This is a genomic window from Bradyrhizobium sp. USDA 336 (genome assembly GCF_044908355.1).
Classification (GTDB): Bacteria; Pseudomonadota; Alphaproteobacteria; order Rhizobiales; family Xanthobacteraceae; genus Bradyrhizobium; species Bradyrhizobium yuanmingense.
Genome location: NZ_JBIYDC010000002.1, coordinates 2,337,835 through 2,363,402, shown reverse-complemented (window position 1 = coordinate 2,363,402; position 25,568 = coordinate 2,337,835). Strand labels below are relative to the sequence as shown.

Sequence of the window (25,568 nt, the reverse complement as noted above, 5' to 3'; positions counted from 1 at the left end):
TGCACCTGCGGGATGCTGCATTGCACGGGGCGGGGGAGCGAAGCCGGCCGGGATGCGTTGTGCGGGTTGCGTGAATGCAATGATGGGGACGATCCATGGATTGGCAGGCTCTGACGGCCGATATCGACAGGATGTTCGGCTGGATACCGTCATGGTTCATCGGCCTCACCCTGGTTGCCGGTGCGATCCTTCTTGCCCTGCTCGTCTACCGGGTTGCCACATGGCTTCTCAACCGCGCTTTCGGAACGCGGCTTCCGCTCTTGAGCGTGTTCATCGAGCGCACCTCGGGCCCCGCGCAAATGGCGCTTTGCCTTGCCGCCGTCGCAATGGTGCTGCCGCTGGCGCCGCTCGACGATACGATCCGCACCCCCCTGACGCGGCTGTTCGTCGTGGCCTTTATCGCGCTGATCGGCTGGATCTCGATCCGGATCGTCGACATGAGCGCGGCGCGCTACTTGCAGAATTTTCGCGATGTCACCGAAAATTTCGTCGCGCGCAAGCACGTCACGCAGGTGCGCGTGTTCAAGCGCGTCACCGACACCATCATCGTCATCATCACGGTCTCCGCCGCGCTGATGACGTTCGACTCCGTGAAGCAATACGGAGTCAGCCTATTCGCCTCCGCAGGTGCTGCCGGCATCATCGTCGGCCTTGCCGCGCGCCCGCTGCTGAGCAATCTGATCGCCGGCCTGCAGATCGCGATCACCCAGCCGATCCGCATCGAGGATGCGGTGATCATCGAAAACGAATGGGGCTGGATCGAGGACATCGCCTCGACCTATGTCGTGATCCGGCTGTGGGATTGGCGCCGCATGGTGGTGCCGCTGTCCTACTTCATCGAAAAGCCGTTCCAGAACTGGACGCGCGACACCGCATCCCTCATCGGCGTCGTCGCGCTGCATGTCGACTACCGCGCCGACGTCCCGCGCATCCGACGCTGGCTGGAGGAGGCGGTGAAGCAGTCGAAGCTGTGGGACGGGGAGGTGGTGAATCTCCAGGTGATTGATGCCGATTCGCGCACCATCGAGCTTCGGGCGCTGGTCAGTGCCAGGAACGCACCGCAGTCGTGGGACCTGCGCTGCGAGATCAGGGAGAAGCTCATCGCCTTCATCCGCGACGAGATGCCGGAGGCGCTGCCGCGCGACCGCGCCATCCTGATCCCGTCGGGAGACGGCGAGGGCGATCTCGGACTGCGTCCCGCACCGCCGGAGAAGATGCGGGCGAGCGCCAGTCACTGAACGGCGCTTACGCGCCTGCGCCGTCCCGCCATTGCCACGTTCTTGTTGACGAGACCTGATCTTTTGTACGATAGTACAAATCTCATGGTACGCAAGCCCACCAGCAAGGAAGCGGCCCGCAAGCCGAACATGCGCGAGGCGATCCTCGCCGCCGCGGAGGAGCTGTTCGCCACCAACGGCTTCAATGCCGTATCGGTGCGCGACATTGCGCAAGCTGCCGGGGCAAATCCGGGCAGCGTGACCTATCATTTCAAGACCAAGGACGGTTTGCTGCTGGAGATCTACCGGCGTCATTGCGGGCCGATGAATCTGCGCCGTTCCGAGCTGCTCGCGGCCGCAAAGCGCGTGCGCGATCTCCAGGACCGGCTGGAGGCGATCGTTCGCGCCTATGTGGTGCCGGCCTTCACCTCCGGCAGCGATCTCGCCGGTGGCGGAGCGCGCTTCACGCGGCTGCGCGCGGTGATGTCGGCGGAGGGCAACGAGGTCGCGCGAAAGATCATCGCGCAGACCTTCGACGACACCAGCCACGCCTTCATCGACGCGGTCCACGAGAGCCTGCCGCACATTCCGCGCACGGACATCGTCTGGCGCAGCCATTTCCTGCTCGGCGCACTCTATTATTCGCTGGTGACGCCGGAGCGCGTGTCGCGCCTGTCGCGCGGCGAGGCCGACGGCAGCGATGCCGCTTGCGCCATCGAACAATTGGTGCAGGCCACCGTCGCCGCCTTCCAGGCGCCGGCGCTGGATGAGGCCGCGCCGGCGCGGCGGCCGCCGGTCGTCGCCGGCAAGGCGTGAAGCAAGAAATCTCGCTTCGGCGGTTCACCTCATGACGATGATGTACACGCCGACCATCCCACCGCCCGACCCGAACACGCGCACGCCGAAGTTCAGGCTGCCGCAGCTGTCGTGTGACGCGCATTGCCACATCTTCGGGCCCGGCGCGAAATACCCTTACGCGCCGGAGCGTTCCTACACGCCGCCGGATGCACCGCTGGAGGATTTTCGCGCGCTGCATGCCAAGCTTGGCGTGGAGCGCGCCGTCATTGTCAATGCCAGCGTGCACGGCACCGACAACAGGGTGGCGCTCGATGCGATCGCTGAGAGCAATGGCGCCTACCGGGCCGTCGCCAATATCGATGGCGCCATCACCGAGCGCGACCTGCGCGTCCTGCACGAGGGCGGCTTTCGCGGCTGCCGCTTCAATTTCGTCCGCCATCTCGGCGGCGTACCCGACAAGCGCGTGTTCGACCGCATCGTCGCGATGGTCGCACCGCTCGGCTGGCACGTCGACCTGCATTTCGATGCGATCGATCTGCCCGAATATGCCGACATGCTCACAAGGCTGCCGCTGACTTACACCATCGACCATATGGGTCGGGTGAAGGCGGCCGATGGGCTAGACCAGCTGCCGTTCAAGATACTGATCGAGCTGATGCAGCGCGACGAGAAGTGCTGGGTGAAAATCTGCGGCCCGGAGCGGGTGTCCTCTATCGGTCCGCCGTTCACCGATGCGGTGCCGTTCGCGCGAAAGATCGTCGAGACCGCGCCGGATCGTGTCATCTGGGGCACAGACTGGCCGCATCCCAACGTCAGGGTGATGCCGAATGACGGCGATCTCGTCGATTTGATCCCGCTGTTCGCGCCGGAGCCGGAGGTGCAGACGAAGATTCTGGTCGACAATCCCGCGCGCCTGTTCGGGTTCGAGGCGTGACGAGACGTTGCGCGACATGCGTTGCGGACGCTGGCGGATGCATACGAACGAAAAGGAGTAGCCCATGAAAACAGGCCTCGTCGTCACCGCCCATCCCGGCGATTTCGTCTGGCGCGCCGGCGGCGCCATCGCACTGCACGCGAGGAAGGGCTATCGGATGAAGATCGTGTGCCTGTCCTTCGGCGAGCGCGGCGAGAGCCAGTTCGCCTGGAAGGAGAAGGGCGCGACGCTGGAATCGGTCAAGGCCGGCCGCAAGGACGAAGCGGAGCGGGCGGCCAGGCTGCTGGGTGCCGAAATCGAGTTCTTCGATTGCGGTGACTATCCGCTGAAGCTCACCGAGGCGCATTTCGACCGCATGGTCGATATCTACCGCGAACTCAATCCGAGCTTCGTGCTGACGCATGCGCTGGAAGACCCCTATAATTTCGACCATCCCAACGCGGCGCATTTCGCGCAGGAGACACGCGTGGTCGCGCAGGCCATGGGCCACAAGCCCGGCGCGCAGTACAAATATTCGGCGCCGCCGGTGTTCCTGTTCGAGCCGCACCAGCCCGAGCAGTGCAATTACAAGCCGGACATGATCCTCAAGATCGACGAGGTCTGGAAGGAGAAATACGAGGCGTTCCAGATCCTCGCTGCGCAAAAACATCTCTGGGGCTATTACGAGCGCGTCGCGCTCAACCGCGGCATCCAGGGCAGCCGCAACACCGGCGTTCCCATGACCTATGGCGAGGCCTATCAGCGCCTGTTTCCGACGGTTGCGGACGAGCTGGCATGAAGCCGGTCCGCAACATCAAGCTGAAGGTCGTACTCGGCAGTCACCACCATGTGCAGGCGGTGAAGAGCGGGGCGCTCCGTTCCGACCTGTTCGATCTCGATTTCATCGAATACACGCCGACCAACACGGCGTTCAAGCCGATGGTGCGCGAGCAGGCCTTTGACGTCTGCGAGATGGCGATCGTCACCTATTTGATGGCGAAAGCGCACGGCAAGCCGCTGGTGCTGATGCCGGCGACCATGCTCGGCCGCTTCCAGCATTCCTACGCTCTCTATAATCCCGCGCATGGGACGCTCGGGCCCACCGATCTCGAAGGCAAGCGGGTCGGTATCCGCTCCTTCACGACCACGACGGGCGCTTGGATCAGGGGTATCCTCGCCAACGATTACGGCGTCGATCTCGACAGGGTTCGCTGGATCACCTTCGAGAATCCGCATGTGGCCGAATATGTCGACACCACCGAGCGCGCGCCGAAGGACAAGAAGATCCTGCAGATGCTGCTCGACGGCGAGCTCGATGCTGTCCTCGGCGAAACCTCCGATGATCCCAAGCTGAAGCCGCTGTTTCCCGATCCGGCCGCGGAGGCCGCCCGATGGTATTCGCGGCGCGGCGTCGTGCCGGTCAACCATCTCGTGGTCGTGACCGAGAGCCTGGCGAAATCGCGCCCCGACGTGGTCGCCGGCGTCTATGATCTGCTCAAGCGGAACAAGGCGCAGACGGGACCGACGGCAACGCCGGACCTCGTTCCGTACGGGATCGAGGCCAACAGAAAACCGCTCGAGCTGATCATCGACTACGCATTCCAGCAGGCGCTGATCCCGCGCCGCTATTCGGTCGATGAGCTCTTTGACGAGACGACACGAGGACTGAACTGATGGCAGGTGATCCCAGGCGCTGGCAGATCGGGTTGGTCGGCTATGGCGAGGTCGGCAGGATTTTGGCCGAGGATTTGCGCCAGCAGGACATCAAGGTCTCAGCCTACGACATCAAGCTCGGAGGCGAGCAGGGCGCGTTGCTGCAAGGGCATGCGGCGAAATTCGGTGTCGCTCTTGCAACGTCCCACGCCGAGCTGGCCGCGAAGTCCGACTTCATCATCTCCGCCGTCACGGCGAGCCAGGCCGTGCCGGTTGCAAAGGCCTGTGTGGCAGCGATCAATCAGGGCACCTGGTTTCTCGATTTCAACTCGGCCTCTCCTGGCGCCAAGCAGCGCGCGGCGGCGCTGATCGACGGTGCCGCCGGGCGCTATGTCGAGGGCGCGGTGATGACCTCGGTGCCGCCTTATCGCATCAAGGTGCCTTTGCTGCTCGGCGGACCCGGCGCGAGGGAGCTCAAGCCGCTTCTGAATACGATCGGTTTCGCGGCCAAGGTTGCCAGTGACAAGCTTGGCGTGTCCTCGGCCGTCAAAATGTGCCGCAGCATCATGATCAAGGGCCTTGAGGCCATGGTCATCGAGAGCTTCACGACGGCGCGTGCCTATGGCGTCGAGGATGCGGTGCTGGCGTCGCTTGCGGAAACGTTCCCCGGCATCGATTGGGAGGAGCTGGGCGCCTATTGCTTCCAGCGCGTGATCGAGCACGGCCGCCGCCGGGCCGAAGAGGTGCGGGAGGTCGCCGAGACCGTGCGCGAGGCGGGCCTGACGCCGTGGTCGGCGCAAGGCACGGCCGAGCGGCAGGCCTGGATGGCCGATCTCGCCGATGAGGGGCTGTTCGGGTTGAGAGGCAGCAGGGAGTTCGCCCGCAGTGCGGACTGGCGCAGCGAGGCGGACCGGATCCTGGCGAAAATCAATCGGACGAAATAGTCAGCTCAGGACCGGGTCGCGGGATTCGAAGCTCCCGACCTGGTCACGCGCGCGTTCGATGAGGTCGATCAGATTGCGGGATTTACGGACGAGCTGCTCGGTGGCCGGCTGGGTGCGGAACTCCGCCAGCACGGCGCGAACGCACTTGCTGGCGGCATCGAGCGTCCAGAGCGTACGGTTCACGTCGGCCTGCGTCTGGATGGCCGAGATGTCGAGGCCCGAGAGAACGTGGCCGATGCCGTCCAGCCGCTTCACCGCCGTATCGGTCGGCGTTCGGGCGTGGACGGAATCATCGATGCTGCTGAATGCGCTGAACAGACTCATACTTCCCCACTGAACGCAGATTGTCAGTGCACGTTCTAGTTACGGCGGCGCGGCCTGCCTCGCAATGCGTTGAGCTACGGTCCGGGATTCTACCGAACTCGGGTCGGCGCGGACCGGCGGTAAAATCGAACTGCCGTGGCCCCGCGGCCGATCAGGTCGTGCGCGCGATGCCCGAAATATCGGCCGCGAAACGCGCTCAGCTCTTGAACAGGGTCGGCCGCGGCCGTGCAAATGTCTGCTGGCCGCGCTTGAAGCCCATCAGGACGTCAGGCAGCTCGGCGATGGCGAATCGGCTGTCCTTGGAATCGAGCACGATCAGATCGGCGGGATTGCCGACCTCGATGCCGTAGTCGGCGAGGTTCATCAGCCGGGCCGGCAGCCCGGTCACGAGGTCCAGGCAGGTGTCGAAGTCGCTGACCGAGGCGTGCGCGACGTTCGCATAGAAGTTCGCCATCCGCAGCAGCGAGGCATCGCCGAACGGCGTGAAGGGATTGAGCACGTTGTTGGTCGCGACCGAGCAGCGCACGCCGTCGCCGGCAAGCTTGTGGGCGAGGGTCAGCCCGCGCGGCGCGTTGTGCGTGGCCTCGCGCCCCATCAGATAGAGATCGGTCGCGGGCAGGACGGTGACCGCAACGCCTGACCTTGCCAGTTGCGCAGTGGCCGCCTTCATCCGTTCGGGGGGCAAGGCCGACAGTTTCGTGGCATGGCCGATCGCGACGCGTCCGCCATAATTGCGCTGCTCGGTCTGGCGACAGACCGCGTCGAGATGCCACCAGGAGGGATCGAGGTCGAAGTCGAGATGGAGGTCGACGTCGATGTCGAATTCCCCGGCGAGGTCGAAGATGCGCGCAAGGTGCGCGTTCGGGTCGGTGTCCATGTAGGGGCAGCCGCCGATGGCTTCACCACCCTCGCGAAGCGCCTGGATCAGCAGCTCCTCCGCTCCGGGATCATTGGTGAGGCCTTCCTGCGGGAAGACGCAGAGCTCGAGATCGATCGCCCAGGCGTAATCGCGCTTCAGCGCCTTGACCGCCTCGAAGCCGCGAAGGCCGATGCGAGGGTCGATCTCGACATGCGTGCGCATGCGCGTCGTGCCGTTGACGATGGCGCGTTCGAGCACTCTGGCGCCGCGCGCGTAGACGTCCTCGATCGTGAAATCCTTCTTCATCGCGGCGACGGCGCGGATCGCCTCCGAGACGCTGCCGTGATCGTGGCCGCAGCGGCCGAGCAGGCAGGCCTTGTCGAGATGGATGTGGGTGTCGACGAAGCCGGGCAGGGCGAGGAGGCCGCCGAGATCGACGTCGGCGGCCTCGCAGGCCAGCTTTGGCGCGATCGCGGCGATGCGGCCGTCCTTCACCCCGATATCGACCGGTGCGGCGGAAGAGCGCAACAGCGCGTTGCGGAAGATCAGGTCGAAAGCGGCTTGGGTGGTCATGGCGTTCGATTCAGCTGCGGCAGCCTAGCCGAAGCCATCGGAGCGGGCAGCTCCAGATTGTGTGCAGTGCTGGGGCCGTATTGTCTAAAAAATGTGCATGCACTTTGAGGCCCGGATTGTAAAATAGCGGCTTCCCAAGAGGCCCCGCGATGTCTATTCCCGCAAAAGCCGAAAGCCCGATGACCGACGCCGAGATTGTCGAAGCCTATCTCACCGCTTCGATGATACCGGATCCCGACGCCGCTGCGGCCTATATGAAGCCTGGCACGGTGATCACGTTCACCGGTGGGCGCGCGTTCGACCATCCGCGCGGGCCGACCGGCTTCAATGCGAAGCGCTATCGCTGGGTCAAGAAGAAGATGGACCGCTTCGACGTCTGCCCGGGCGCGGACGAGACCGTCGTCTACAGCGTCGGCACGCTCTATGGCGAGTGGATGGACGGCACGCCGTTCGAGGGCAACCGCTATGTCGATCGCTTTGTCGTGAGGGACGGGCAGATCGTGAAGATGGACGTCTGGAACGATAGCGCCGAGCGCATTCTCGTTCAGCGCGGCATCGAGGCCTAACTCCGTCGAGCCAGCTTCGGCAGCTTGATCACCCGATTGCTCGTCACCTCGTCCGCATAGGGTGCGAGGATGTCGAGCAGATCGCGGCCGCGCTGCGGAGTGGGGGCGACCAGCGCACGATTGGCCACGGAATCCAGGTGATGATGCATCAATTCCATCACCTTGGCCGCATCGCCCTTGGCCAGCGCCGCGATGATGGCGCGGTGCTCGTTGATGGCGCATTCGGTGGAATGCGGCCGGCTGTAAAGCGACAGCGTCAGGCAGCAGCGATAGGCGACCTCGCTGACATAGCGCACCAGGATTGGGCTGTTCGTCATGTGCGCGAGCAGGATGTGGAATTCGGTCGCGAGGCGGATCGACACCGCATCCGTGCCGTCGCGGGCGCGATCTTCGGCATCGACATGGGCGTTCAGCTCGGCGATCTGCGCCTTGGTCAGCTTGCCCGCGAGCTGGCGCACGACGAGGCGTTCGAGCTCGATGCGGATATCGAAGGCATCGCGCGCCTCCTGCCAGCTCGGCGTCGCCACCACGGCGATCCGGTTGCGGCGGAGCTCGACCAGGCCTTCGGCGGCGAGTTGGCCTAGCGCATGGCGGGCAATGGTGCGGCTGACGCCGAAACGTTCGCCGAGCGCATCTTCCGGCAGCTTGGCGCCGGGCTCCAGCGCCTGCTCGATGATGGCGCGCCGGAGCGCGCGGCAGATCACGCTGACCTTGTCCGACGATTCAGAAGTCTTGCTACTGGCGCGCGCCGCCATCGGCGAATCCCATAGGAGTGACATCTCTCTTTAGCACAGGCTCGCGTCGATTCAGCGCTCCAATTGCATGCAGTTTGGCCTCCGGACTGCCTAAATCGAATCCGGCGATTTGGCGCGGATTTCGGCTAGGCCATTGATTTCGCGGGGCTCGATCGCTGGCATCCAGCTTGCATGCACTTTTCCTGTGATGCGCATGCAACCCAACCCCCAATTCGACGGCCAGCCCGTTCCCGAAGGCTCGGCCACGCCCGCCATCGAGCTGTCCGAGGCCTCGGTCACCTTCGGGCGCGGCGACCGCGCCGTGCCTGCTTTGTCGAAGACCACGCTCAAGATCGCCGACGGCGAGTTTGTCGCATTGGTCGGCCCATCCGGATGCGGCAAATCGACCATTTTGCGGCTGGTCAGCGGCCTGGTGCAGCCGACCAGCGGCGTCGTCATCGTCGGCGGCCGCGAAGTGGCGGCGCGGGCGATGCGGGTCGGCATGGCCTTTCAGAACCCGACCATGCTGCCGTGGATGACGATCGAGCGGAACATCATGCTGCCGCTGAAGATCGTCGAGCCGTTCCGCTCGAAGTTCCGCAAGCTGCGCAAGACCGAATTCCGCGACAAGGCTAATGCCCTGCTGGAGCAGGTCGGCCTCAAGGGCTTCGCCAATCGCTATCCCTGGCAGCTCTCCGGCGGCATGCTCCAGCGCGCCAATCTCTGCCGCGCGCTGATCCACGAGCCGCGCATGCTGCTACTCGACGAGCCCTTTGGCGCCCTCGACCAGTTCACCCGCGAGGAGCTATGGGCGATCCTCCAGAATCTCTGGATGACGCACAAGCCGACCGTGCTGCTGGTGACGCACGATCTGCGCGAGGCGGGCTTCCTTGCCAGCCGCATCTGCGTGATGAGCGCGCGCCCCGGCCGCATCCTCGACGACAGCCGCGTCGAATTCGCGCGGCCGCGCACGGTCGCGATGACGTTCGAGCCGGATTTCGTCGCGCTGAACCAGAAGCTGCGCGCCTTCATCGAGGATGCGCGCAGCGCCGCTGAGCAGGGGGCAGGCTGATGTTCGGGATCGATGTCAGGCAGAAGGCGTGGTCGGCGGGGCTGATCGTGCTGTTCTTCGTCGCCTGGGAGCTGTTCTGCCTGATGTCCGGCATGTCCGACCTGGTGCTGCCGCGACCCTCGCAGGTGTTCGTGACGCTGGTCCAGCGCTTCCCGGTACTGTGGCCGCATATCGTTCAGACGCTGGCCACCACCATGCTCGGCTTCGTGCTGGGCGTCGCGCTCGGCGTCGCCCTCGGCGCGATCATCGGCGTGTCGAAGACGGCCTACGACACCTGCTATCCGCTGCTGATCGGCTTCTCCTCGATCCCCAAGGTCGCGGTGGTGCCGATCTTCGTGCTGTGGTTCGGCTCCGGCACGGTGCCGGCGGTGCTGACTGCGCTGTCGATCTGCTTCTTCCCGATCGTGGTCAACATCGCGACCGGCCTTGCCACCACCGAGCCCGAGCTCGAGGACGTCTTGAAGGCGCTCGGCGCCAGCAAGCTCGACATCCTCTGGAATGTTGGTCTGCCGCGCACCATGCCGTTCTTCTTTGCTTCGCTGAAGGTTGCGATCTCCTACGCCTTCGTCGGCGCGGTGCTGTCGGAGACGGTCGCCTCCAACCGCGGCATCGGCAACGTCATGATGACCGCGTCCTCCAATTTTAACGTGCCGCTGGTGTTCGCCGGCTTGTTCGTGCTCGCCGGGCTCGGTGTCGCGCTCTACGTCGTGTTCTCGCTGATCGAAGGGCAGGTCACCGGCTGGGCCACGCGCAAGAACGACGTGATCGCCACCTGATTTTTCCAACCGTCACGCAACGAAGCTTGAGGAGGTCTCGATGTTGAGAAACGTAACTGCCGCGCTGTTGGCATTGGCCCTGTCCACGGGGGCCGCAATCGCCCAGGAGACCACGATCAAGTTCACACTGGGCTGGAAAACCCAGGGCAGCGACGCTGCCTTCTTCTATGCCAAGGACAACGGCTTCTTCAAAGAGGAAGGCCTCAACGTCGTCATCGATCAGGGCGAGGGCTCCGGCGCCACCGTCACGCGTGTGATGTCCGGCGCCTATGACGCCGGCTTCGGCGACGTCAACGCCATCATCCAGAATGCCTCGACCAAGCCGCAGGAGGCGCCCGTCATGGTCTACATGATGTGGAACCAGCCGCCGTTCGCCATCGTCGCCAAGAAGAGCAGCGGCATCAACACCATCAAGGATTTCGAGGGCCGCACGCTCGGCGGTGCGCAGGGCACGCCGACGACGCGCTTGTTGCCGGTGTTCACCCGCAAGAACGGGCTCGACGGCGAGAAGATCAAGATCTCCAACATGGCGCCGAACCTGCAGGAGCCGATGCTGATCAAGGGCGACATCGATGCGGCCCTCGTCTTCAACATCACCAGCTATTTCAATCTGGTGCTCAACCGCCAGGATCCGGACAAGGACTTCAAATGGTTTTCGTTCGGTGAATATGGCCTCGATCTCTACTCCAACGGCGTGATGGTCTCCCGCAAGCTGATCGCCTCGAATCCGAAGGCCGTCGCGGGCCTGGTGCGCGCCATCAACAAGGGTGCGATCGCGATCGCCAAGGACCAGAATGCCGGCATGAAGGCGGCACTGAACTACGACAACCTCATTAACGCCGAGGTGGAGAAGCGCCGGCTGCAATATTCCTTCGAGAAGCTGATCGTCTCGCCGGAGATGAAGGAGATCGGCATCGGCGACATCAAGGACGACCGGATGACGCGCGCGATCGGCATCGTGGTCGAGGGCTATCAGCTCGCCCGTGCGCCGACGCCGGCGGAGGTGTTCTCGCGCGAATTCCTGCCGCCGCGCGCGGAGCGGGAGCTGGTGTACACTGCCAACTGAACCTGGAGGGACAGCCATGGCCACGGAGATTTCGGCAACCTGCCTGTTCCGTGGCCCTGACCGTGGCGTCAGCGAGAACGTCGTGCTGCGGCACGACGAGGGCGTCATCACCGAAATCTCGGAAGGAGCGGGGCCGGCGCCTCGCTCCTTCGTCATCCCCGCCTTCGTCAACGCCCATGATCATGCCCGTGCCACGGCGTCGTCCTTCGGTGCGGTCGGCATGCCCCTGGAAAGCTGGATTTTGCGAACCGCACTGGGCTCGCCGATCGATCCCTATCTGACAGCCGTCTCGGCATTGGCCCGTTCCGCCAAGGCAGGCTGCGCGGCGATGATGGTCCATTACACGCGTCCGAGCGGGACGATGCCGCTGCTGGACGAGGCCAAGGCCATCGCGAAAGCCGCATCCGACGTCGGGATTCGCATGGCGTTTGCAATGGCGGTGCGCGACCAGAATCCCATCGTCTACGGTGATGCCGAGCCGTTGCTTTCTGGGCTTGCCGGGGACGATCGCAAGACCATCGAGGATCTCTTCGTTCGCGCGCCGATGTCGCCGAAGGCCTATGTCGAGCTGACCGACGCGATTGCCGCAGCCATCGCCGGGCCGATGGTGGACGTTCAGCTCGGGCCGGCCGGTGTGCAATGGTGCTCGAAGCCGCTGCTGGAGGCCGTCGCGGAGAACTCCGCGCGGTCCGGTCGCCGCATTCACATGCACCTGCTGGAAACAGTTTATCAGCGCGCCTGGGCCGACCAGCACTTTCCGGACATGGTGCGCTGGCTTCGCGATGTCGGCTTTCTCTCCGCGCGGCTGACTCTTGCGCATTGCATCCATGCCCGCCCGGATGAGCTGGAGATGATTGCGGATTCCGGCGCACGCATCGTCACCAATTTCAGCTCGAACATGCATTTGCGCTCGGGCCTCGCCCCGATCGCCGCCGCGCACAGATGCGGCTGCGCCATCACTGTGGGCGTCGACGGCCTGGCGCTGGACGAGGATGACGACATTTTGCGCGAGATGCGGCTGGTGCAGATGGTCCATGGCGGCCTCGGCTTCAAGGCGACATGGACGCCGCCCGAGATGTTTTCGCTCGCCATCCGCAACGGTCGCCATGCGACCGGGGCGCCCGGGACTGGTGAGCTCGCCGCCGGCAATCCGGCCGACTACGTCGTGATCGATCTTGATCGGCTCGATCGAGACCAGATCATGCCGGTCGATCCCATGGCGCTGCTGTTCGCGCGCGGCAATGCGTCGCTGGTGAAGGAGGTGGTCGTCGCCGGCAGGACGATCGCGCGGGACGGGGTCTGCACGGGCGTCGACCTGCCGGCCATCGAGCGCGAGTTGCGGGCGATGTATCGCGCCAATGTCGGCAAGCTCGACAGCTTCCGGCGGATGTGGCCGTCCCTGTCGGATCGGCTGAGCGGCTGGTTCGAGCAGCAGCTGACCTGCGAGTGACGCGCCGATGGGCGCCGCGACGGAATGTATATCAAACAGCGATGGCTGGTAGACGCAGCCTCGTCTGGCGCATGACCAACCTCTAGGCTATCAGCTCCTCGATAGTTCGACACCAATCCCCTTCGAGGAGCCTCTCATGCGCCTACCGACCATTCTCCTGGCCCTGACATGTCTTGCCGGCGCAGCTTCGGCCGAAGACCTCACGGGCACGCTCCAGAAGGTCAAGGAGACCAAGAAGATCACGCTGGGCTATCAGGAGGCCTCCGTCCCATTCAGCTATCTCGACGGCAACCAGAAGCCGGTCGGCTTTGCCATGGACATCTGCCTCCGTATCGTCGAAGCCGTGAAGAAGCAACTCGGCATATCAGACATTTCGGTCGAGACTGTCGCGGTGACGTCCTCGAACCGGATTCCCTTGATGGTCAACGGCACGCTCGACCTGCATTGCTCGGCGACCACCAACAATGCCGACCGCCAGAAGCAGGTCGCCTTCACCAACACGCACTTCCTCAGTGCGACGCGGTTCGCGGCCAGGAAGGCGGCGAGCATCAAGACCATCGACGATCTCAAGGGCAAGGCGGTCACGGCGGTCGCGGGATCTGTGAACCTGACGCAGCTCGCCAAGGTCAATACCGAGCGCAATCTCGGCATCAACATCATGCCGGCCAAGGACCAGGCCGAGGCGTTCCTGCTGCTGGAGACCGACCGCGCCCAGGCCTATGCGCTCGACGACGTCCAGCTCGCGGTGGCGATCGCGCGGTCGAAGGAGCCGCAGGCTTACATGATCAGCGAAGAAGCGTTCTCCAAGCCTGAGCCCTACGGCATCATGCTGCGGCGGGAGGATGCGCCGTTCAAGGCGCTCGCCGATCGCGCCACCGCGGAGCTTTATGCCAGCCCCGAGATCGAGGTGCTCTACAAGAAGTGGCTGCAATCGCCGACGCCGCCGAACGGCCTCAACTACAACGTCCCGATGTCATCCGCCTTGCGCAACGCCTTCAAGAAACCGAGCTCGAGCGCCGATCCTGACGTGTACGCGGTGAACTGAGGCGAGGCGGCCGGGCGCTGACGGGCGTTATGCGACCCTGTACTCCCTGAATCGTTCGCGCAGCGCCGATTTCAGCACCTTGCCGGTGCCGGTCATCGGGAATTCGTCGAGGAATTCGACGGCGTCCGGCAGCCACCAGCTCGCGATCTTCGGACGCATGTGCTCGAGCAGCGTCTTGCCGTCGACGGTCGCTCCCTTCTTGCGGACGACGAGGAGCAGGGGGCGCTCCTGCCATTTCTCGTGGCTGATCGCGACGACGGCCGCTTGCAGCACGTCGGGGTGGGACAGGGCGATGTCCTCGAGCTGGATCGAGGAGATCCACTCGCCCCCGGACTTGATCACGTCCTTGGAACGATCGGTCAACGTGACGTGGCCTTGTGGGTCGATCACGGCCATGTCGCCGGTGATCAGCCAGCCGTCGCGGTCGAGGCCTTCGTCCAGCTTCATGTAGCCGGAGGCGACCCAGGGCCCGCGGGCGCGCAAATGGCCGACCGTCTTGCCGTCGCGCGGCAGCTCAATGCCGGCGTCGTCGACGATGCGCAAATGCGTGCCGAAGCAGGCACGGCCGGAGACCTGACGGCGGTCGAATTTCTCCTTCTCGCTGAGATGCTCCGAGCCCGGCCGCAGGCCCGGCATCGAGCAGCCCAGCGCCTCGGTCATGCCCCAGGCCTGGATGTAATCGACATTGTACTCGCGTTTGAGCTTCTCGACCATCGCGCGCGGCGGGGCCGAGCCCGACGACAACGTCGCGCGCAGGGTCGAGAATCTGTTGCCGGTCCGCCCAAGCCAATCGAGCAGGATCAGCCAGAAGCTCGGCACGCCCGCCGACAGTGTCACCTTCTCGCCTTCCAGCAATTCATAAAGCTTGTCCGGCTCGTAGTTGCGGCCGGGCAGCACGAGCTTCGATCCCGTATAGGGCGCTGTGAACGGCATATTCCAGCCATTGCCGTGGAAGAGCGGCGCCATCGGCATCATCACCTCGCGCACGCCTTCGACGTGTCCCGGCAGGAAGTCGAAATTGCAGCAGGTCATGGTCTGCAGGATCGCGGCGCGGTGCGAGTAGATCACGCCCTTGGGATTGCCCGTCGTGCCCGAGGTGTAGCAGATCGTCGAGGCGGCCTTCTCGTCGAACTCCGGCCAGGCGAAGCCGGCGTCGTTCTCGCGTTCCAGAAGCTCTTCGTAACAATGCACATTCGCAAGCTTCGTCTCCGGCATCCGCTCGCGCGAGGACATCACGACATAGGCCTCGACCGTCTTCAGCTGCGGCGCGATCGCTTCCACGATGGGCAGCGTGGCGCGGTCGATGAAGAGCAGGCGGTCCTCGGCATGATTGATGATGTAGACGAGCTGCTCGGGAAACAGCCTGGGATTGACCGTGTGCAGCACGTAGCCCATGCCCGGCGCGGCGTAGAACATCTCGAAATGCCGGTGTGTATTCCAGGCCAGCGTTCCGACGCGATCGCCTTGCTTCATGCCGAGCCGCTTCAGCGCCAGCGCCATGCGCTTGATGCGCGGATGCGCGTCTGAGTAGGTGTAGCGATGGATGTCGCCCTCGATCTCGCGTGCGACGATCTCGGCTTCGCCATGATAATCGGCCGCATACTGGATCAGGCCGCTGATCAGCAGCGGCATGTCCATCATCAATCCCTGCATGGTCTCCCTCCGGATAGCCATGTCGTTGCATGGCGTAGGCTCGTGATTTGCGCTCGAGGTTAGCGGAACGTCACGCAGCGTTCACGCAAAAAACAATCAGCGTGATTGCATGCCGCGCTTTTTCGGCGCTAACGTGCGGTGAGCTGCCGCCGAAGCAGCATGCGCGGGAGGAATCGAATGTCAGCGGAAAGACACAAGACCGATGCAAGCGGCGCTTCTACGGTCGATATTTCCGCCCTCCGTGCCCGTTATCGCGACGAGCGCGACCGCCGTCTGCGCGCCGAGGGCAAGGCGCAGTATGTCGAGGTTGCGGGCGAGTTCGGCCGTTATCTCGACGACCCCTGGGCCGATCCCGGATTTGCGCGCGCGGCCATCAGCGAAACGACCGAAGTGCTCATCGTCGGCGGTGGCTTCGGCGGCCTGCTGTGTGGCGCGCGATTGCGCGAGGCCGGCATCGCGGATTTTCGTATCGTGGAAAAGGCCGCCGACTTCGGCGGCACCTGGTACTGGAATCGTTATCCCGGCGCCGCCTGCGATACCGAGAGCTATATCTACCTGCCGCTGCTGGAAGAGACCGGTTACATGCCGATCCGCAAATATGCCCGGGCGCCGGAGATCTACGAGCACTCGCGCCGCATCGGCCGTCATTTCGGGTTGTACGAGCGCGCGCTGTTTCAGACCGTTATCTCGCGGATGACGTGGCAGGAGCATGAGGCGCGTTGGGCTGGTCGAGACCAACAGGGGCGACCAGATCCGCGCGCGCTTCGTCATCCTCGCCGGCGGACCGCTGAGCCGTCCGAAGCTGCCGGGCATTCCCGGCATCGAGACGTTCAGAGGTCACAGCTTTCACACCAGCCGCTGGGATTACGGCTACACCGGCGGCAACGCGGATGGTGGCCTGACCGGTCTTGCCGGCAAGCGCGTCGGCATCATCGGCACCGGCGCCACTGCCGTGCAATGCGTGCCGCATCTCGGCCGCTCGGCCAAGGAGCTCTATGTGTTCCAGCGCACGCCGTCCGCAATCGGGGTTCGCGACGATCGTCCGACGGACCCGGCCTGGGCGCAGAGCCTCAAGCCGGGCTGGCAGCGCGAACGCATGGACAATTTTACCGCCGTGATTTCAGGCGAGCCGTTCGAGCAGGACCTGGTGCAGGACGGCTGGACCGGCCTGCTCGGCGAGATCCTGCTGGCACCGCGCCGGCAAAAGCAGCCGGTGACCTCGATTGAGGAAGCACTGAAGGTCATCGAGCAGGCCGACTACCGCAAGATGGAGGAGATCCGCGCGCGCGTCGACACCGTGGTCAAGGACGAGGCGACCGCGGCTGCGCTCAAGCCCTGGTACAAGGCGTTCTGCAAGCGGCCGTGCTTCCACGACGAATATCTGGACACCTTCAACCGTCCCAACGTGCATCTCGTCGATACCGGGGGAAAGGGCGTCGAACGCATCACCGAGAATGCCGTCGTTGCCGGCGGCAAAGCCTACGAGCTCGACTGCCTGATCTATGCCAGCGGCTTCGAGGTCGGCACCGATTACGCGCGCCGCATGGGCTTCGAGGTCTATGGCCGCGACGGCATGAGCCTGTCCGAGCGCTGGCAGGACGGCGTCAAGACGCTGCACGGCTTCTACAGCCGCGGCTTTCCGAACTGCTTCCTGATCGTCACCGTGCAGGCCGGCCAGAGCGCCAATTTTCCGCACATCATCGACGAGCAGTCGCAGCACATCGCCTATGTCATCAAGCAGGCGCGCGAGCGCAACGCACGCACCCTGGAGCCGACGCTTGCCGCCGAGAATGCCTGGGTCGAGGAGGTCGTCAAGGCCGCGCTCGGTCGGCAGACCTATCTCGCCGAATGCACGCCGGGCTACTACAACAACGAAGGCGTGTTCGATCCGATCGCGGCAAGAAACAGCCAATATTGGCGCGGGCCGGTGGCATTCCTGCGGCTGCTCGACAAATGGCGCAAAGAGGGCAACCTGGAAGGCCTCGAATTGTCCTATGATCAGGCCATGGAGTCGGCGCATTCCAGCGGGTAAGATTGCGCCGCCGAGCGGTACAAGACAGGAGAGGTCGGGCATGATCAGGGGCAGGGCTGTTGCGGGAGCGGTTCTTGGCGCAATGACGCTGCTCGGTTGCCTGGCATCCTCCGCCGAGGCCGCGCAATGCGGCAGCTCGCCGGCCGGCTTCGAGGCCTGGAAGCGCGAGTTCAGCGCGGAGGCGCAGGGCAAGGGCATCGGCCCCACCGCGCTGTCGGCGCTGATGCAGACGAACTATGCCAGCGCCACAATCGCGGCCGACCGCGGCCAGCGCAGCTTCTCGCTGACGCTGGACCAGTTCCTGGCCAAGCGCGGCGCCACCACCATCGTCGCCAAGGGCCGGCAGCTCAAGCAGTCGCAGGCCGCCTTGTTCGCCTCGATCGAGCAGCGCTATGGAGTCCCGCCTGGGCCGCTGATCGCGATCTGGGGCATGGAGACCGGCTTCGGCAGCCAGCGCGGCAACCAGAACATGCTGTCGTCGATTGCGACCCTCGCCTATGACTGCCGCCGTCCCGAATTCTTCACCGACCAGCTCTATGCCGCCCTGAAGTTGATCGACCGCGGTACGCTGTCGGGATCGACCCGCGGGTCCATGCATGGCGAGGTCGGCCAGACCCAGTTCATGCCCAAGAGCATTCTGGCCTACGGCACCGGCAATCTCGAAGTTGCGGCCAATGCGCTGAACTCGACCGCCGAATTTCCTCAAAGCCCATGGTTGGCGTGCGGGAGCCGGATACCAGCCGGGCGAGCCCAATTTCGCTGCCATCGAGGCTTGGAATGCCGCTGGTGTCTATCAAAAGGCGATCGCGCTGATGGGCCGGCAGATCGACGAGGGCGGGAGTGCCGCGGCCTCACGCTGAGCTCTTGCTCAGCGACGTGTGATGCGACGGCGCGAGAAAGTTGTTGCCTTCTGGAACCGACGGCACGAGGTTTGCTTTGATCAAGTTCAGGGCTGGGCATGAGGAGACTCAACATGGCTACCCAGATCGTGATGGACCAAACTGGCGATACGCGCCACGAGTTTGATCCTGGCAACGCCGAGGCGCTGGCGCGAGCCGAACGGCGCTTTCGTGAGCTGACCGGAGCGGGCTTCACCGCCGCGCTTCGAACCGGACCCGGCGAAGTGACCCGGATCCGATCGTTCGATCCGACCGCGCAGGAAACGCTGTTCTATCCCCGCCTGGTCGGCGGTTGATCTGAGCTGCTCATGATCGCGGCAGTTTGGCTCCGCGCGCCGGCGCGTGCGCGCCTGCATGCGCTGCGTGAACTCTATCGCCGTTTCTTCGGCGAGAACACGCCGGATGCGCGCGGCCGCCGGCTTCTGGCCGAATGGCTGTCACCGGCGCAGCGCGCGCAATTCGAGCAATTTCGATATTTCGACGTCGTCGGTTGCGACACCGGCCGGACCTATCGCATCCACTACGGCACAGCCGCCAACGTCCACGAGGTCGATAGTGAGGGGCGCGCCACGATGGGGTGGTGTTTCGTCCCGTCAGGCTTTCTGGTACCGGGCGATGTGATGTTGGCGCAGAAGATCGCGCTCGAAACGGACGAGAGGGGAGCGCTTGCGCTCGCCAACCGGTTTCCGCCGGCGACGCATTCCGAGCACTTCTACCGGCGACCTTTCTAAGAGCATGAAAAGTGCGGACGTTTTAGATCATGCTCAACGATTACCTAAAGCGCGATGACGATTCATACTAATCGCATCGCGCTTTAGCCTCGGGATGGAGGAACGCTCAGGAATGCGTGGTGCGATAGGCGTCGACCGCATGCGCCGCGAAGACGCCGACGCTGCACAGAGCGAGCAGGGCTGAGATCAGCTCGATCATAGCTCGTCCTCCCGCAGCGGCTGGGCAACGAGGTTCTGGCAGCACGAATATTCGTAGATCAGGTCGAGGATGAACTGCATATTGGCCGTCCCTGTATTTATTTTGACAACCACTTAATCGGCAATCTGTTTCAGGCGTGTTTCGTCGCATCGCGAAAGGGGTTTCGTCAGGAACCTTGCGCTGGTTTGTGCGCTGCGGGCCCGCTATATCCCTCATGGCTCAGGCGATTTTGAGCCGTCTCTTCGGGAGCGGCACGTCATTTTGCGAGGCAAGATCATGGCGCAGGTCGAGTGGTTCGACGATCTCACCATCGGAATGCAGTTCAAATCCCCCGAAGTCGTGGTCACCGAGGCCGACATCAAGCGCTTTGCCGCCGAGTTCGATCCGCAGCCAATGCATCTCGACCACGAGGCGGCAAAGCAGACCCTGTTCAAGGGGCTTGCTGCCTCGGGATGGCACACCGCCGCGATCGCCATGAACCTTGCGATCCAGACCCGTCCGTTCGGCCCGCATCCGCTGATCGGCGCCGGTGTGGACGGCCTGCGCTGGACCATGCCGGTGCGGCCCAACGACCGCCTGCATCTGGTCGGCGAGGTCATGAGCCTGACGCCGTCGAAATCGAAGCCGCAAGGCATCGCGCTGGTGAAATGGACCATGTTCAACCAGAACGGCGAGGAGGTTTACACCTTCACTCCGATCGCGATCGTGCCGCGGCGGGGATAGGACGGCCGCCGGCCGTTCGCCTCGCCCTCTTGCGAGCCGCCGGGAGAAGGTGGTCATCTCGGCGCGGGGAACGCGCTGGAGGCCGACATGAAACGATCTCTTCTTGCCGCCGAAATTCTCGCTTGCGTCTTGAGCGCAACCGCCTCGAGCTCGAGGCCCGCGCTTGCGCAACAATCCAAGGTCGGCGACTGGACCATCGAGAAGCGCGCGCAGGACACCCATTGCAATGCCAGCCGCGGCTACAAGGACAAGGATGACGAGAACCGCGACTACGTCATCGTGATCACCTATTCCGAGCAGGCGATCGTGATCGTGATGATCTACGACGGTTGGGAATGGGACAAGGCCGGCGAGATCCTCCGGGCCGATGTCGGCACCGACGACGCCGATATCATGAAGAAGGCCAAGTGGGAGGTCATGGACAAGACCACGGTGCGCGGCATCTTCGCATACGACCAGTCGATCATGGATCGCCTCGCGAAGGCCAAGCGCCTCACGCTCGATTTCGAGGACGATGACGATGACAGCATCGAGATGCAGATCCCGCGGGCCGGCGAGGCGCTGGCGGCGCTGAAATTCTGCGAGGAGAACCGGAAATGATGGTCCCGCCGGGGGCGTGCCGCGGCGGGACGCTGTTCACTCGGCAGGCCCCTGGACCGGCGCCGCGCTGATGTCGCTGCCGTGATGGATCAGCGGCTTCATGCCGGTGACGGTTCTGAGCAGCACATAGAACACCGGCGTCAGGAACAGGCCGAACACGGTGACGCCGATCATGCCCGAGAACACGGCAACGCCCATCGCGCGCCGCATCTCCGAGCCCGCGCCGGTCGAGAGCACCAGCGGCAGCACGCCCATGATGAACGCCATCGACGTCATCAGGATCGGGCGTAGCCGCAAGCGGCTGGCTTCGATCGCAGCCCGGATCGGCGTGCGCCCGGCGAATTCGAGCTCGCGCGCGAATTCGACGATAAGGATCGCGTTCTTGGCGGAGAGGCCGACCAGCACGATGAGGCCGATCTGGGTGAAGACGTTGTTGTCGCCCTTGGAGATCCAGACGCCGAACATCGCGGCGAGCAAGCCCATCGGCACGATCATGATGATCGACAGCGGCAGGGTCAGACTCTCATAGAGCGCGGCCAGCACCAGGAACACCAGCAGGATCGCCAGCGGGAACACCCAGATGCCGGAATTGCCGGCTATGAACTCCTGATAGGTCAGGTCGGTCCATTCGAAGGCAAAGCCCGGCGGCAGCACCTCCGCCGCGATCCGCGTGGCTGCTTCCTGCGCCTGGCCCGATGAAAAGCCCGGCGCAGCCGCCGCGTTGATATCGGACGACAGGAAGCCGTTGTAGCGGATCGCGCGCTCCGGCCCCGCGCTCTGGCGGATGTTGAGCAGCGCCGACAATGGCACCATGTCGCCGGACGACGAGCGCACCTTCAACTGCCTGATGTCGTCGGCGCGGGCGCGGAACGGTGCGTCGGCCTGGACGCGGACCGAATAGGTGCGGCCGAACTTGTTGAAGTCGTTGACGTAGTAGGAGCCGAGGTAGATTTGCAGCGTGTTGAACACCTCGGTCACGGGCACGCCCAGCTGCAGCGCCTTGGTGCGGTCGATGTCGGCGAACAGCTGCGGCACGTTGACCTGGAAGCTGGAGAACACGCCGGCGATCTCCGGCGCCTTCTGCATCGCCGCAATGAAGGCGTTGGTGGCCTCATTCAGGGCGTCATAGCCGAGACCGGCGCGGTCCTCGATCTGCAGCTTGAAGCCGCCGATGGTGCCGAGGCCGTTGACCGGCGGCGGCGGGAACATGGCGATGAAGGCTTCCTGAATGCCGGCATATTTCTTGTTCAGCTCGGCCGCGATCGCAGGGCCGCTGAGCGAGGGATCCTTGCGCTCGTCGAACGGCTTCAGCGTCGAGAACACGATGCCGGCATTGGATGAGTTGGTGAAGCCGGAGATCGACAGGCCCGGGAAGGCTACCGAGCTCTCGACACCGGGCTGGGTCAGCGCGATGTCGCTCATCCTGCGGATCACCTCTTCGCTGCGGTCGAGCGTGGCGCCATCGGGCAGGCGGGCGAAGCCGACCAGATATTGCTTGTCCTGGCCCGGCACGAAGCCGCTCGGCACCTGCTGGAATAGAAATGCGGTGAGCCCGACGAGGACCACATAAAGGCCCATCATCGCGGACTTACGCGAGATCACCTTGCCGACGCTGCCGCTGTAGTTCTCCGAGGACCGCGCGAACGCCTTGTTGAACCCGCGGAAGAACCAGCCGAGGCTCTTCTCCATGATCAGCGTCAGCCAGTCCTTCGGCTCGTTGTGGCCCTTGAGCAGCAGCGCCGACAACGCCGGAGACAGCGTCAGCGAATTGATGGCGGAGATCACCGTCGAAATCGCGATCGTCAGCGCGAACTGCTTGTAGAACTGCCCGGTGAGGCCGGAGATGAAGGCGAGCGGCACGAACACCGCGATCAGCACCAGCGCGATCGCGATGATCGGACCCGAGACCTCGCGCATCGCCTGATAGGTGGCATCGCGCGGCGACAGACCCGCCTCGATGTTGCGCTCGACGTTCTCGACCACGACGATGGCGTCGTCGACGACGATGCCGATGGCGAGCACCAGGCCGAACAGGGTGAGCGCGTTGATCGAGAAGCCGAACACGTGCATCACGGCGAAGGTGCCGACGATCGACACCGGCACTGCCAGCAGGGGGATGATCGAGGCCCGCCAGGTCTGGAGGAACAGGATCACCACCAGCACGACCAGCGCGATCGCCTCCAAGAGCGTGTGGATCACAGCCTCGATCGAGGAGCGGACGAACTGGGTGGGGTCGTAGACGATCTGATAGGACACGCCTTCCGGCATGTTCTTCTTGATCTCCGCCATGGTGGCGCGGACGTTGTCGGAGATCTGCAGCGCGTTGGAGCCCGGCGCCTGGGAGATCGGGATTGCCACCGCATGCTTGTTGTCGAGCAGCGAGCGCAGGCCGTATTCGGACGCCCCTAACTCGATGCGCGCGACATCGCGCAAGCGCACCACTTCGCCGCGCGTGCCGGTCTTGACCACGATGTCGCCGAACTGCTCTTCATTTGCGAGCCGGCCCTCCGCGTTGACGGAGAGCTGAAGATCGATGCCCTTGATGTTCGGGGAGGAGCCGACCACGCCGGCGGCGGCCTCGACGTTCTGCGCCTGGATCGCGCGCACGATGTCGCTGGCGGTCAGACCGTGCTCGGCCGCCTTCTGCGGATCGACCCAGACCCGCATCGAATAGTCGCCGGCGCCATAGAGCTGGACGTCGCCGACGCCGTCGATCCGCGCCAGCCGGTCCTTGACGTTGAGCACGGCGTAGTTGCGCAAATACGTCATGTCGTAGCGGCCGTTCGGCGACAACAGATGCACCACCATGGTGAGGTCGGGCGAGGACTTCTTGGTGATGATGCCGAGCTGGCGCACCACGGCCGGCAGGCGCGGCTCGGCCTGCTGCACGCGGTTCTGCACCAGCTGCGTCGCCTTGTCGGGATCGGTGCCGAGCCGGAACGTCACCGTCAGCGTCATCGCGCCGTCGGTGGTCGCCTGGCTCGACATGTAGAGCATGTTCTCGACGCCGTTGATCTGCTCCTCGATCGGCGTTGCCACCGTCTCCGCGATCACCTTGGGGTTGGCGCCGGGATAGGTCGCGCGCACCACGACGGAGGGCGGCACGACGTCCGGATATTCCGAGATCGGCATCGCGAACAGCGAGATCAGCCCGGCAAGGAAGATCAGGACCGACAGCACGCCGGCGAAAATCGGACGATCGATGAAGAACTTTGACAGATTCATGGCCTTGCCCCTGGGCAATATCCTGATGTTCTCCGAGACCTCCACTCGTCATTCCCCGGCGCGCGAAGCGCGAACCCGGAATCCAGAGGTGATGTGATCGGAGTTTCGTACGCTCGAGATCCCGGGTTCGCGCGATGCGCGCCCCGGGATGACGGGGTGCATTAACGCTGCACCACGTCCTGGTTGCTGTGGTTCGACGCCTGCTGCGGCCCCCGTGCGCCCATCGCCGCCACCTCCGTCTTGAGAAGGGCGCCCGGACGCACGCGTTGCAGACCGTTGACGACGATGCGGTCGCCGGACTTCAAGCCCGAGGTGACGATGCGAAGCCCATCGACGGCGCCGCCGAGCGTGACCGGCCGGTAGACGGCGCGGCTATCGTCGCCGACTGCCATCACGAACTTCTTGTCCTGGTCGGTGCCGATCGCGCGCTCATCGATCATCACAAGCGCCTGTTGCTTCGGCTGGCCCATGCGCACGCGCGCGAACTGGCCGGGGATGAGACGCCCATCGTCGTTGCGGAACACTGCGCGGACACGGATGGTGCCGCTCTGGCCGTTGACCTGGTTGTCGATCAGCTGGATGTTGCCCTTCGCGGACAAGCCGCCCGAGGTCGTCATCTCGACCGGGATCTGGTCGAGCTTGCCGCGTTGGCCGGAAGCATCGGCGATCGAGTTCAGCGCGCGCAGCACCACCTCTTCGTCCGCATCGAACGAGGCGTAGATCGGATTGACCGAGACCAGCGAGGTCAGCACCGGCGAGGCGGTGCCGGCGGCGACGAGATTGCCGACGGTGACCTCGATCTTGCCGACGCGGCCATCCACGGGGGCGCGCACTTCGGTGTAGTCGAGATTGAGCTTTGCGGTCTGCAGCGTTGCCTCGGCCGCCTTGACGTTGGCGATCGCTTCGCGATTGGCGTTGTCGCGCTGGTCGTAGTCGCGGCGGGTGACGACGGCGTTGCCGACGAGCTGCGCGCCGCGCTCGAGCTCGCTCTGGGTGAAGACGACGCGGGCTTTTGCGGCCTCGAGCTGGGCGGCAGCCTTGTCGACCTCGGCAGCATAGGGAGCGGGATCAATCTTGAACAGCACGTCGCCGGCTTTCACCAGCGCGCCCTCGGTGAAGTTCGCCGACATGATCGCACCCGCAACGCGGGGGCGGAGCTCGACACGGTTGATCGCCTCGAGCCTGCCGGAGAAATCGTCCCACAGCACGGTCTGCCGCGGCTCGATCATCGCGACGGTGACGGAAACGGCTTGTTCAGCTGCGGCCGCTGGTGCGGTCGCTTGTGCCGCATGAAAATAGCGGCCGGTCACGATCGAGCCGGCCGCGGCGAGGGCGCCCACGATGGCGACGCCGCCCAGAAGGCGGCGGAAACGGCCGGTGCGGGAGGTATTTTGGGAGGGATGCATTTGCGCGCTCCAGATATGTAGTGTTCACTACAGATGTGGAGCTGGATACCGCACTGCAAGATACTTATGTACCAATCACTAAGAAAATTGTACGCCGATACCGCAACGAT

General features: G+C 64.3%; 22 protein-coding genes and 2 pseudogenes. 18 read left to right on the top strand and 6 right to left on the bottom strand.

Annotated features, from left to right (window positions below):
• Nucleotides 1–95 precede the first annotated feature (95 nt).
• From ABIA45_RS12155 to ABIA45_RS12130, 6 genes are all read left to right on the top strand, one after another.
• Nucleotides 96–1,238, top strand: coding sequence for a mechanosensitive ion channel family protein (locus tag ABIA45_RS12155; RefSeq protein WP_057028860.1), 1,143 nt, complete (start codon nt 96–98; stop codon nt 1,236–1,238).
• A gap of 84 nt (nt 1,239–1,322) precedes the next feature.
• Entirely contained in the window at nt 1,323–2,033 is a 711-nt protein-coding gene (locus tag ABIA45_RS12150; protein ID WP_404652156.1) for a TetR/AcrR family transcriptional regulator, read from the top strand.
• A gap of 31 nt (nt 2,034–2,064) precedes the next feature.
• Nucleotides 2,065–2,949 (top strand): amidohydrolase family protein, encoded by an 885-nt coding sequence (locus tag ABIA45_RS12145; RefSeq protein ID WP_404652155.1) that lies wholly within the window; start codon nt 2,065–2,067, stop codon nt 2,947–2,949.
• 64 nt (nt 2,950–3,013) lie between these two features.
• On the top strand, nt 3,014–3,727 hold the full coding sequence (locus tag ABIA45_RS12140; RefSeq protein WP_404652153.1) for a PIG-L deacetylase family protein: 714 nt from the start codon (nt 3,014–3,016) through the stop codon (nt 3,725–3,727).
• Nucleotides 3,724–4,602: a hypothetical protein gene (locus tag ABIA45_RS12135; protein ID WP_404652152.1), complete on the top strand. Its 879-nt coding sequence runs from the start codon at nt 3,724–3,726 to the stop codon at nt 4,600–4,602. Before ABIA45_RS12140 ends, ABIA45_RS12135 begins: the two co-directional genes overlap by 4 nt.
• Nucleotides 4,602–5,525 (top strand): DUF1932 domain-containing protein, encoded by a 924-nt coding sequence (locus ABIA45_RS12130; protein ID WP_404652150.1) that lies wholly within the window; start codon nt 4,602–4,604, stop codon nt 5,523–5,525. Before ABIA45_RS12135 ends, ABIA45_RS12130 begins: the two co-directional genes overlap by 1 nt.
• On the opposite strand, the gene ABIA45_RS12125 is transcribed toward ABIA45_RS12130, so the two are convergent.
• Complete coding sequence (locus ABIA45_RS12125; protein ID WP_085968782.1) at nt 5,526–5,849, bottom strand: hypothetical protein; 324 nt, start codon at nt 5,847–5,849, stop codon at nt 5,526–5,528.
• 196 nt (nt 5,850–6,045) lie between these two features.
• Nucleotides 6,046–7,281 carry an amidohydrolase family protein gene (locus tag ABIA45_RS12120; RefSeq protein WP_404652149.1) on the bottom strand — a complete coding sequence of 412 codons (1,236 nt, stop codon included), beginning with the start codon at nt 7,279–7,281 and terminating at the stop codon, nt 6,046–6,048.
• 149 nt (nt 7,282–7,430) lie between these two features.
• Between ABIA45_RS12120 and ABIA45_RS12115 the strand changes: the two genes are divergently transcribed.
• Nucleotides 7,431–7,847, top strand: coding sequence for a nuclear transport factor 2 family protein (locus ABIA45_RS12115; protein WP_157282281.1), 417 nt, complete (start codon nt 7,431–7,433; stop codon nt 7,845–7,847).
• Here the strand turns inward: ABIA45_RS12115 and ABIA45_RS12110 are convergent.
• A complete protein-coding gene (locus ABIA45_RS12110; protein ID WP_157282280.1) occupies nt 7,844–8,602 on the bottom strand; it encodes a GntR family transcriptional regulator in 759 nt (252 codons plus the stop codon). The genes ABIA45_RS12115 and ABIA45_RS12110 overlap by 4 nt on opposite strands.
• Before the next feature lie 193 nt (nt 8,603–8,795).
• Between ABIA45_RS12110 and ABIA45_RS12105 the strand changes: the two genes are divergently transcribed.
• The 5 genes from ABIA45_RS12105 (at nt 8,796) to ABIA45_RS12085 (ending at nt 13,990) form a co-directional block, all read left to right on the top strand.
• Nucleotides 8,796–9,653: an ABC transporter ATP-binding protein gene (locus ABIA45_RS12105; protein ID WP_404652147.1), complete on the top strand. Its 858-nt coding sequence runs from the start codon at nt 8,796–8,798 to the stop codon at nt 9,651–9,653.
• Entirely contained in the window at nt 9,653–10,429 is a 777-nt protein-coding gene (locus tag ABIA45_RS12100; protein ID WP_157282278.1) for an ABC transporter permease, read from the top strand. Before ABIA45_RS12105 ends, ABIA45_RS12100 begins: the two co-directional genes overlap by 1 nt.
• Before the next feature lie 40 nt (nt 10,430–10,469).
• Entirely contained in the window at nt 10,470–11,495 is a 1,026-nt protein-coding gene (locus ABIA45_RS12095; RefSeq protein ID WP_404652145.1) for an ABC transporter substrate-binding protein, read from the top strand.
• Between the two features lie 16 nt (nt 11,496–11,511).
• Nucleotides 11,512–12,945, top strand: coding sequence for an amidohydrolase family protein (locus ABIA45_RS12090; RefSeq protein ID WP_404652144.1), 1,434 nt, complete (start codon nt 11,512–11,514; stop codon nt 12,943–12,945).
• A 136-nt stretch (nt 12,946–13,081) separates the two neighbouring features.
• Nucleotides 13,082–13,990 (top strand): amino acid ABC transporter substrate-binding protein, encoded by a 909-nt coding sequence (locus tag ABIA45_RS12085; protein WP_404541756.1) that lies wholly within the window; start codon nt 13,082–13,084, stop codon nt 13,988–13,990.
• Nucleotides 13,991–14,017: 27 nt separating this feature from the next.
• Here the strand turns inward: ABIA45_RS12085 and ABIA45_RS12080 are convergent, their stop codons facing one another.
• Nucleotides 14,018–15,643, bottom strand: coding sequence for a long-chain fatty acid--CoA ligase (locus ABIA45_RS12080; protein WP_271547182.1), 1,626 nt, complete (start codon nt 15,641–15,643; stop codon nt 14,018–14,020).
• 177 nt (nt 15,644–15,820) lie between these two features.
• On the opposite strand from ABIA45_RS12080, the pseudogene ABIA45_RS12075 reads away from it, so the two are divergent.
• The 6 genes and pseudogenes from ABIA45_RS12075 to ABIA45_RS12050 all read left to right on the top strand — a co-directional run bounded on the left by ABIA45_RS12075 (nt 15,821) and on the right by ABIA45_RS12050 (nt 20,827).
• Nucleotides 15,821–17,675 (top strand): annotated as a pseudogene (locus ABIA45_RS12075) (flavin-containing monooxygenase).
• A gap of 40 nt (nt 17,676–17,715) precedes the next feature.
• A pseudogene (locus ABIA45_RS12070) lies at nt 17,716–18,535 on the top strand (lytic transglycosylase domain-containing protein).
• A 113-nt stretch (nt 18,536–18,648) separates the two neighbouring features.
• A complete protein-coding gene (locus tag ABIA45_RS12065; RefSeq protein WP_007592399.1) occupies nt 18,649–18,870 on the top strand; it encodes a hypothetical protein in 222 nt (73 codons plus the stop codon).
• Between the two features lie 12 nt (nt 18,871–18,882).
• Nucleotides 18,883–19,305, top strand: a complete 423-nt coding sequence (locus tag ABIA45_RS12060; protein ID WP_036001255.1) for a hypothetical protein — start codon at nt 18,883–18,885, stop codon at nt 19,303–19,305.
• Nucleotides 19,306–19,780: 475 nt separating this feature from the next.
• A complete protein-coding gene (locus ABIA45_RS12055) occupies nt 19,781–20,227 on the top strand; it encodes a MaoC family dehydratase (RefSeq protein ID WP_036001252.1) in 447 nt (148 codons plus the stop codon).
• Between the two features lie 87 nt (nt 20,228–20,314).
• Nucleotides 20,315–20,827, top strand: a complete 513-nt coding sequence (locus ABIA45_RS12050; protein WP_157282271.1) for a hypothetical protein — start codon at nt 20,315–20,317, stop codon at nt 20,825–20,827.
• Between the two features lie 36 nt (nt 20,828–20,863).
• Here the strand turns inward: ABIA45_RS12050 and ABIA45_RS12045 are convergent, their stop codons facing one another.
• Together ABIA45_RS12045 and ABIA45_RS12040 are read right to left on the bottom strand one after the other, a co-directional pair.
• Nucleotides 20,864–24,052, bottom strand: coding sequence for an efflux RND transporter permease subunit (locus tag ABIA45_RS12045; protein WP_404652141.1), 3,189 nt, complete (start codon nt 24,050–24,052; stop codon nt 20,864–20,866).
• 161 nt (nt 24,053–24,213) lie between these two features.
• Nucleotides 24,214–25,458, bottom strand: a complete 1,245-nt coding sequence (locus ABIA45_RS12040; RefSeq protein WP_271547176.1) for an efflux RND transporter periplasmic adaptor subunit — start codon at nt 25,456–25,458, stop codon at nt 24,214–24,216.
• Nucleotides 25,459–25,568 lie beyond the last annotated feature (110 nt).

Excerpts from the sequence above, each read along its gene's own strand:
- ABIA45_RS12155 (WP_057028860.1), top strand. The coding sequence starts at position 96 with ATGGATTGGCAGGCTCTGACGGCCGATATCGACAGGATGTTCGGCTGG.
- ABIA45_RS12150 (WP_404652156.1), top strand. The coding sequence starts at position 1,323 with ATGGTACGCAAGCCCACCAGCAAGGAAGCGGCCCGCAAGCCGAACATG.
- ABIA45_RS12145 (WP_404652155.1), top strand. The coding sequence starts at position 2,065 with ATGACGATGATGTACACGCCGACCATCCCACCGCCCGACCCGAACACG.
- ABIA45_RS12140 (WP_404652153.1), top strand. The coding sequence starts at position 3,014 with ATGAAAACAGGCCTCGTCGTCACCGCCCATCCCGGCGATTTCGTCTGG.
- ABIA45_RS12135 (WP_404652152.1), top strand. The coding sequence starts at position 3,724 with ATGAAGCCGGTCCGCAACATCAAGCTGAAGGTCGTACTCGGCAGTCAC.
- ABIA45_RS12130 (WP_404652150.1), top strand. The coding sequence starts at position 4,602 with ATGGCAGGTGATCCCAGGCGCTGGCAGATCGGGTTGGTCGGCTATGGC.
- ABIA45_RS12125 (WP_085968782.1), bottom strand. The coding sequence starts at position 5,849 with ATGAGTCTGTTCAGCGCATTCAGCAGCATCGATGATTCCGTCCACGCC.
- ABIA45_RS12120 (WP_404652149.1), bottom strand. The coding sequence starts at position 7,281 with ATGACCACCCAAGCCGCTTTCGACCTGATCTTCCGCAACGCGCTGTTG.
- ABIA45_RS12115 (WP_157282281.1), top strand. The coding sequence starts at position 7,431 with ATGTCTATTCCCGCAAAAGCCGAAAGCCCGATGACCGACGCCGAGATT.
- ABIA45_RS12110 (WP_157282280.1), bottom strand. The coding sequence starts at position 8,602 with ATGGCGGCGCGCGCCAGTAGCAAGACTTCTGAATCGTCGGACAAGGTC.
- ABIA45_RS12105 (WP_404652147.1), top strand. The coding sequence starts at position 8,796 with ATGCAACCCAACCCCCAATTCGACGGCCAGCCCGTTCCCGAAGGCTCG.
- ABIA45_RS12100 (WP_157282278.1), top strand. The coding sequence starts at position 9,653 with ATGTTCGGGATCGATGTCAGGCAGAAGGCGTGGTCGGCGGGGCTGATC.
- ABIA45_RS12095 (WP_404652145.1), top strand. The coding sequence starts at position 10,470 with ATGTTGAGAAACGTAACTGCCGCGCTGTTGGCATTGGCCCTGTCCACG.
- ABIA45_RS12090 (WP_404652144.1), top strand. The coding sequence starts at position 11,512 with ATGGCCACGGAGATTTCGGCAACCTGCCTGTTCCGTGGCCCTGACCGT.
- ABIA45_RS12085 (WP_404541756.1), top strand. The coding sequence starts at position 13,082 with ATGCGCCTACCGACCATTCTCCTGGCCCTGACATGTCTTGCCGGCGCA.
- ABIA45_RS12080 (WP_271547182.1), bottom strand. The coding sequence starts at position 15,643 with ATGCAGGGATTGATGATGGACATGCCGCTGCTGATCAGCGGCCTGATC.
- ABIA45_RS12065 (WP_007592399.1), top strand. The coding sequence starts at position 18,649 with ATGGCTACCCAGATCGTGATGGACCAAACTGGCGATACGCGCCACGAG.
- ABIA45_RS12060 (WP_036001255.1), top strand. The coding sequence starts at position 18,883 with ATGATCGCGGCAGTTTGGCTCCGCGCGCCGGCGCGTGCGCGCCTGCAT.
- ABIA45_RS12055 (WP_036001252.1), top strand. The coding sequence starts at position 19,781 with ATGGCGCAGGTCGAGTGGTTCGACGATCTCACCATCGGAATGCAGTTC.
- ABIA45_RS12050 (WP_157282271.1), top strand. The coding sequence starts at position 20,315 with ATGAAACGATCTCTTCTTGCCGCCGAAATTCTCGCTTGCGTCTTGAGC.
- ABIA45_RS12045 (WP_404652141.1), bottom strand. The coding sequence starts at position 24,052 with ATGAATCTGTCAAAGTTCTTCATCGATCGTCCGATTTTCGCCGGCGTG.
- ABIA45_RS12040 (WP_271547176.1), bottom strand. The coding sequence starts at position 25,458 with ATGCATCCCTCCCAAAATACCTCCCGCACCGGCCGTTTCCGCCGCCTT.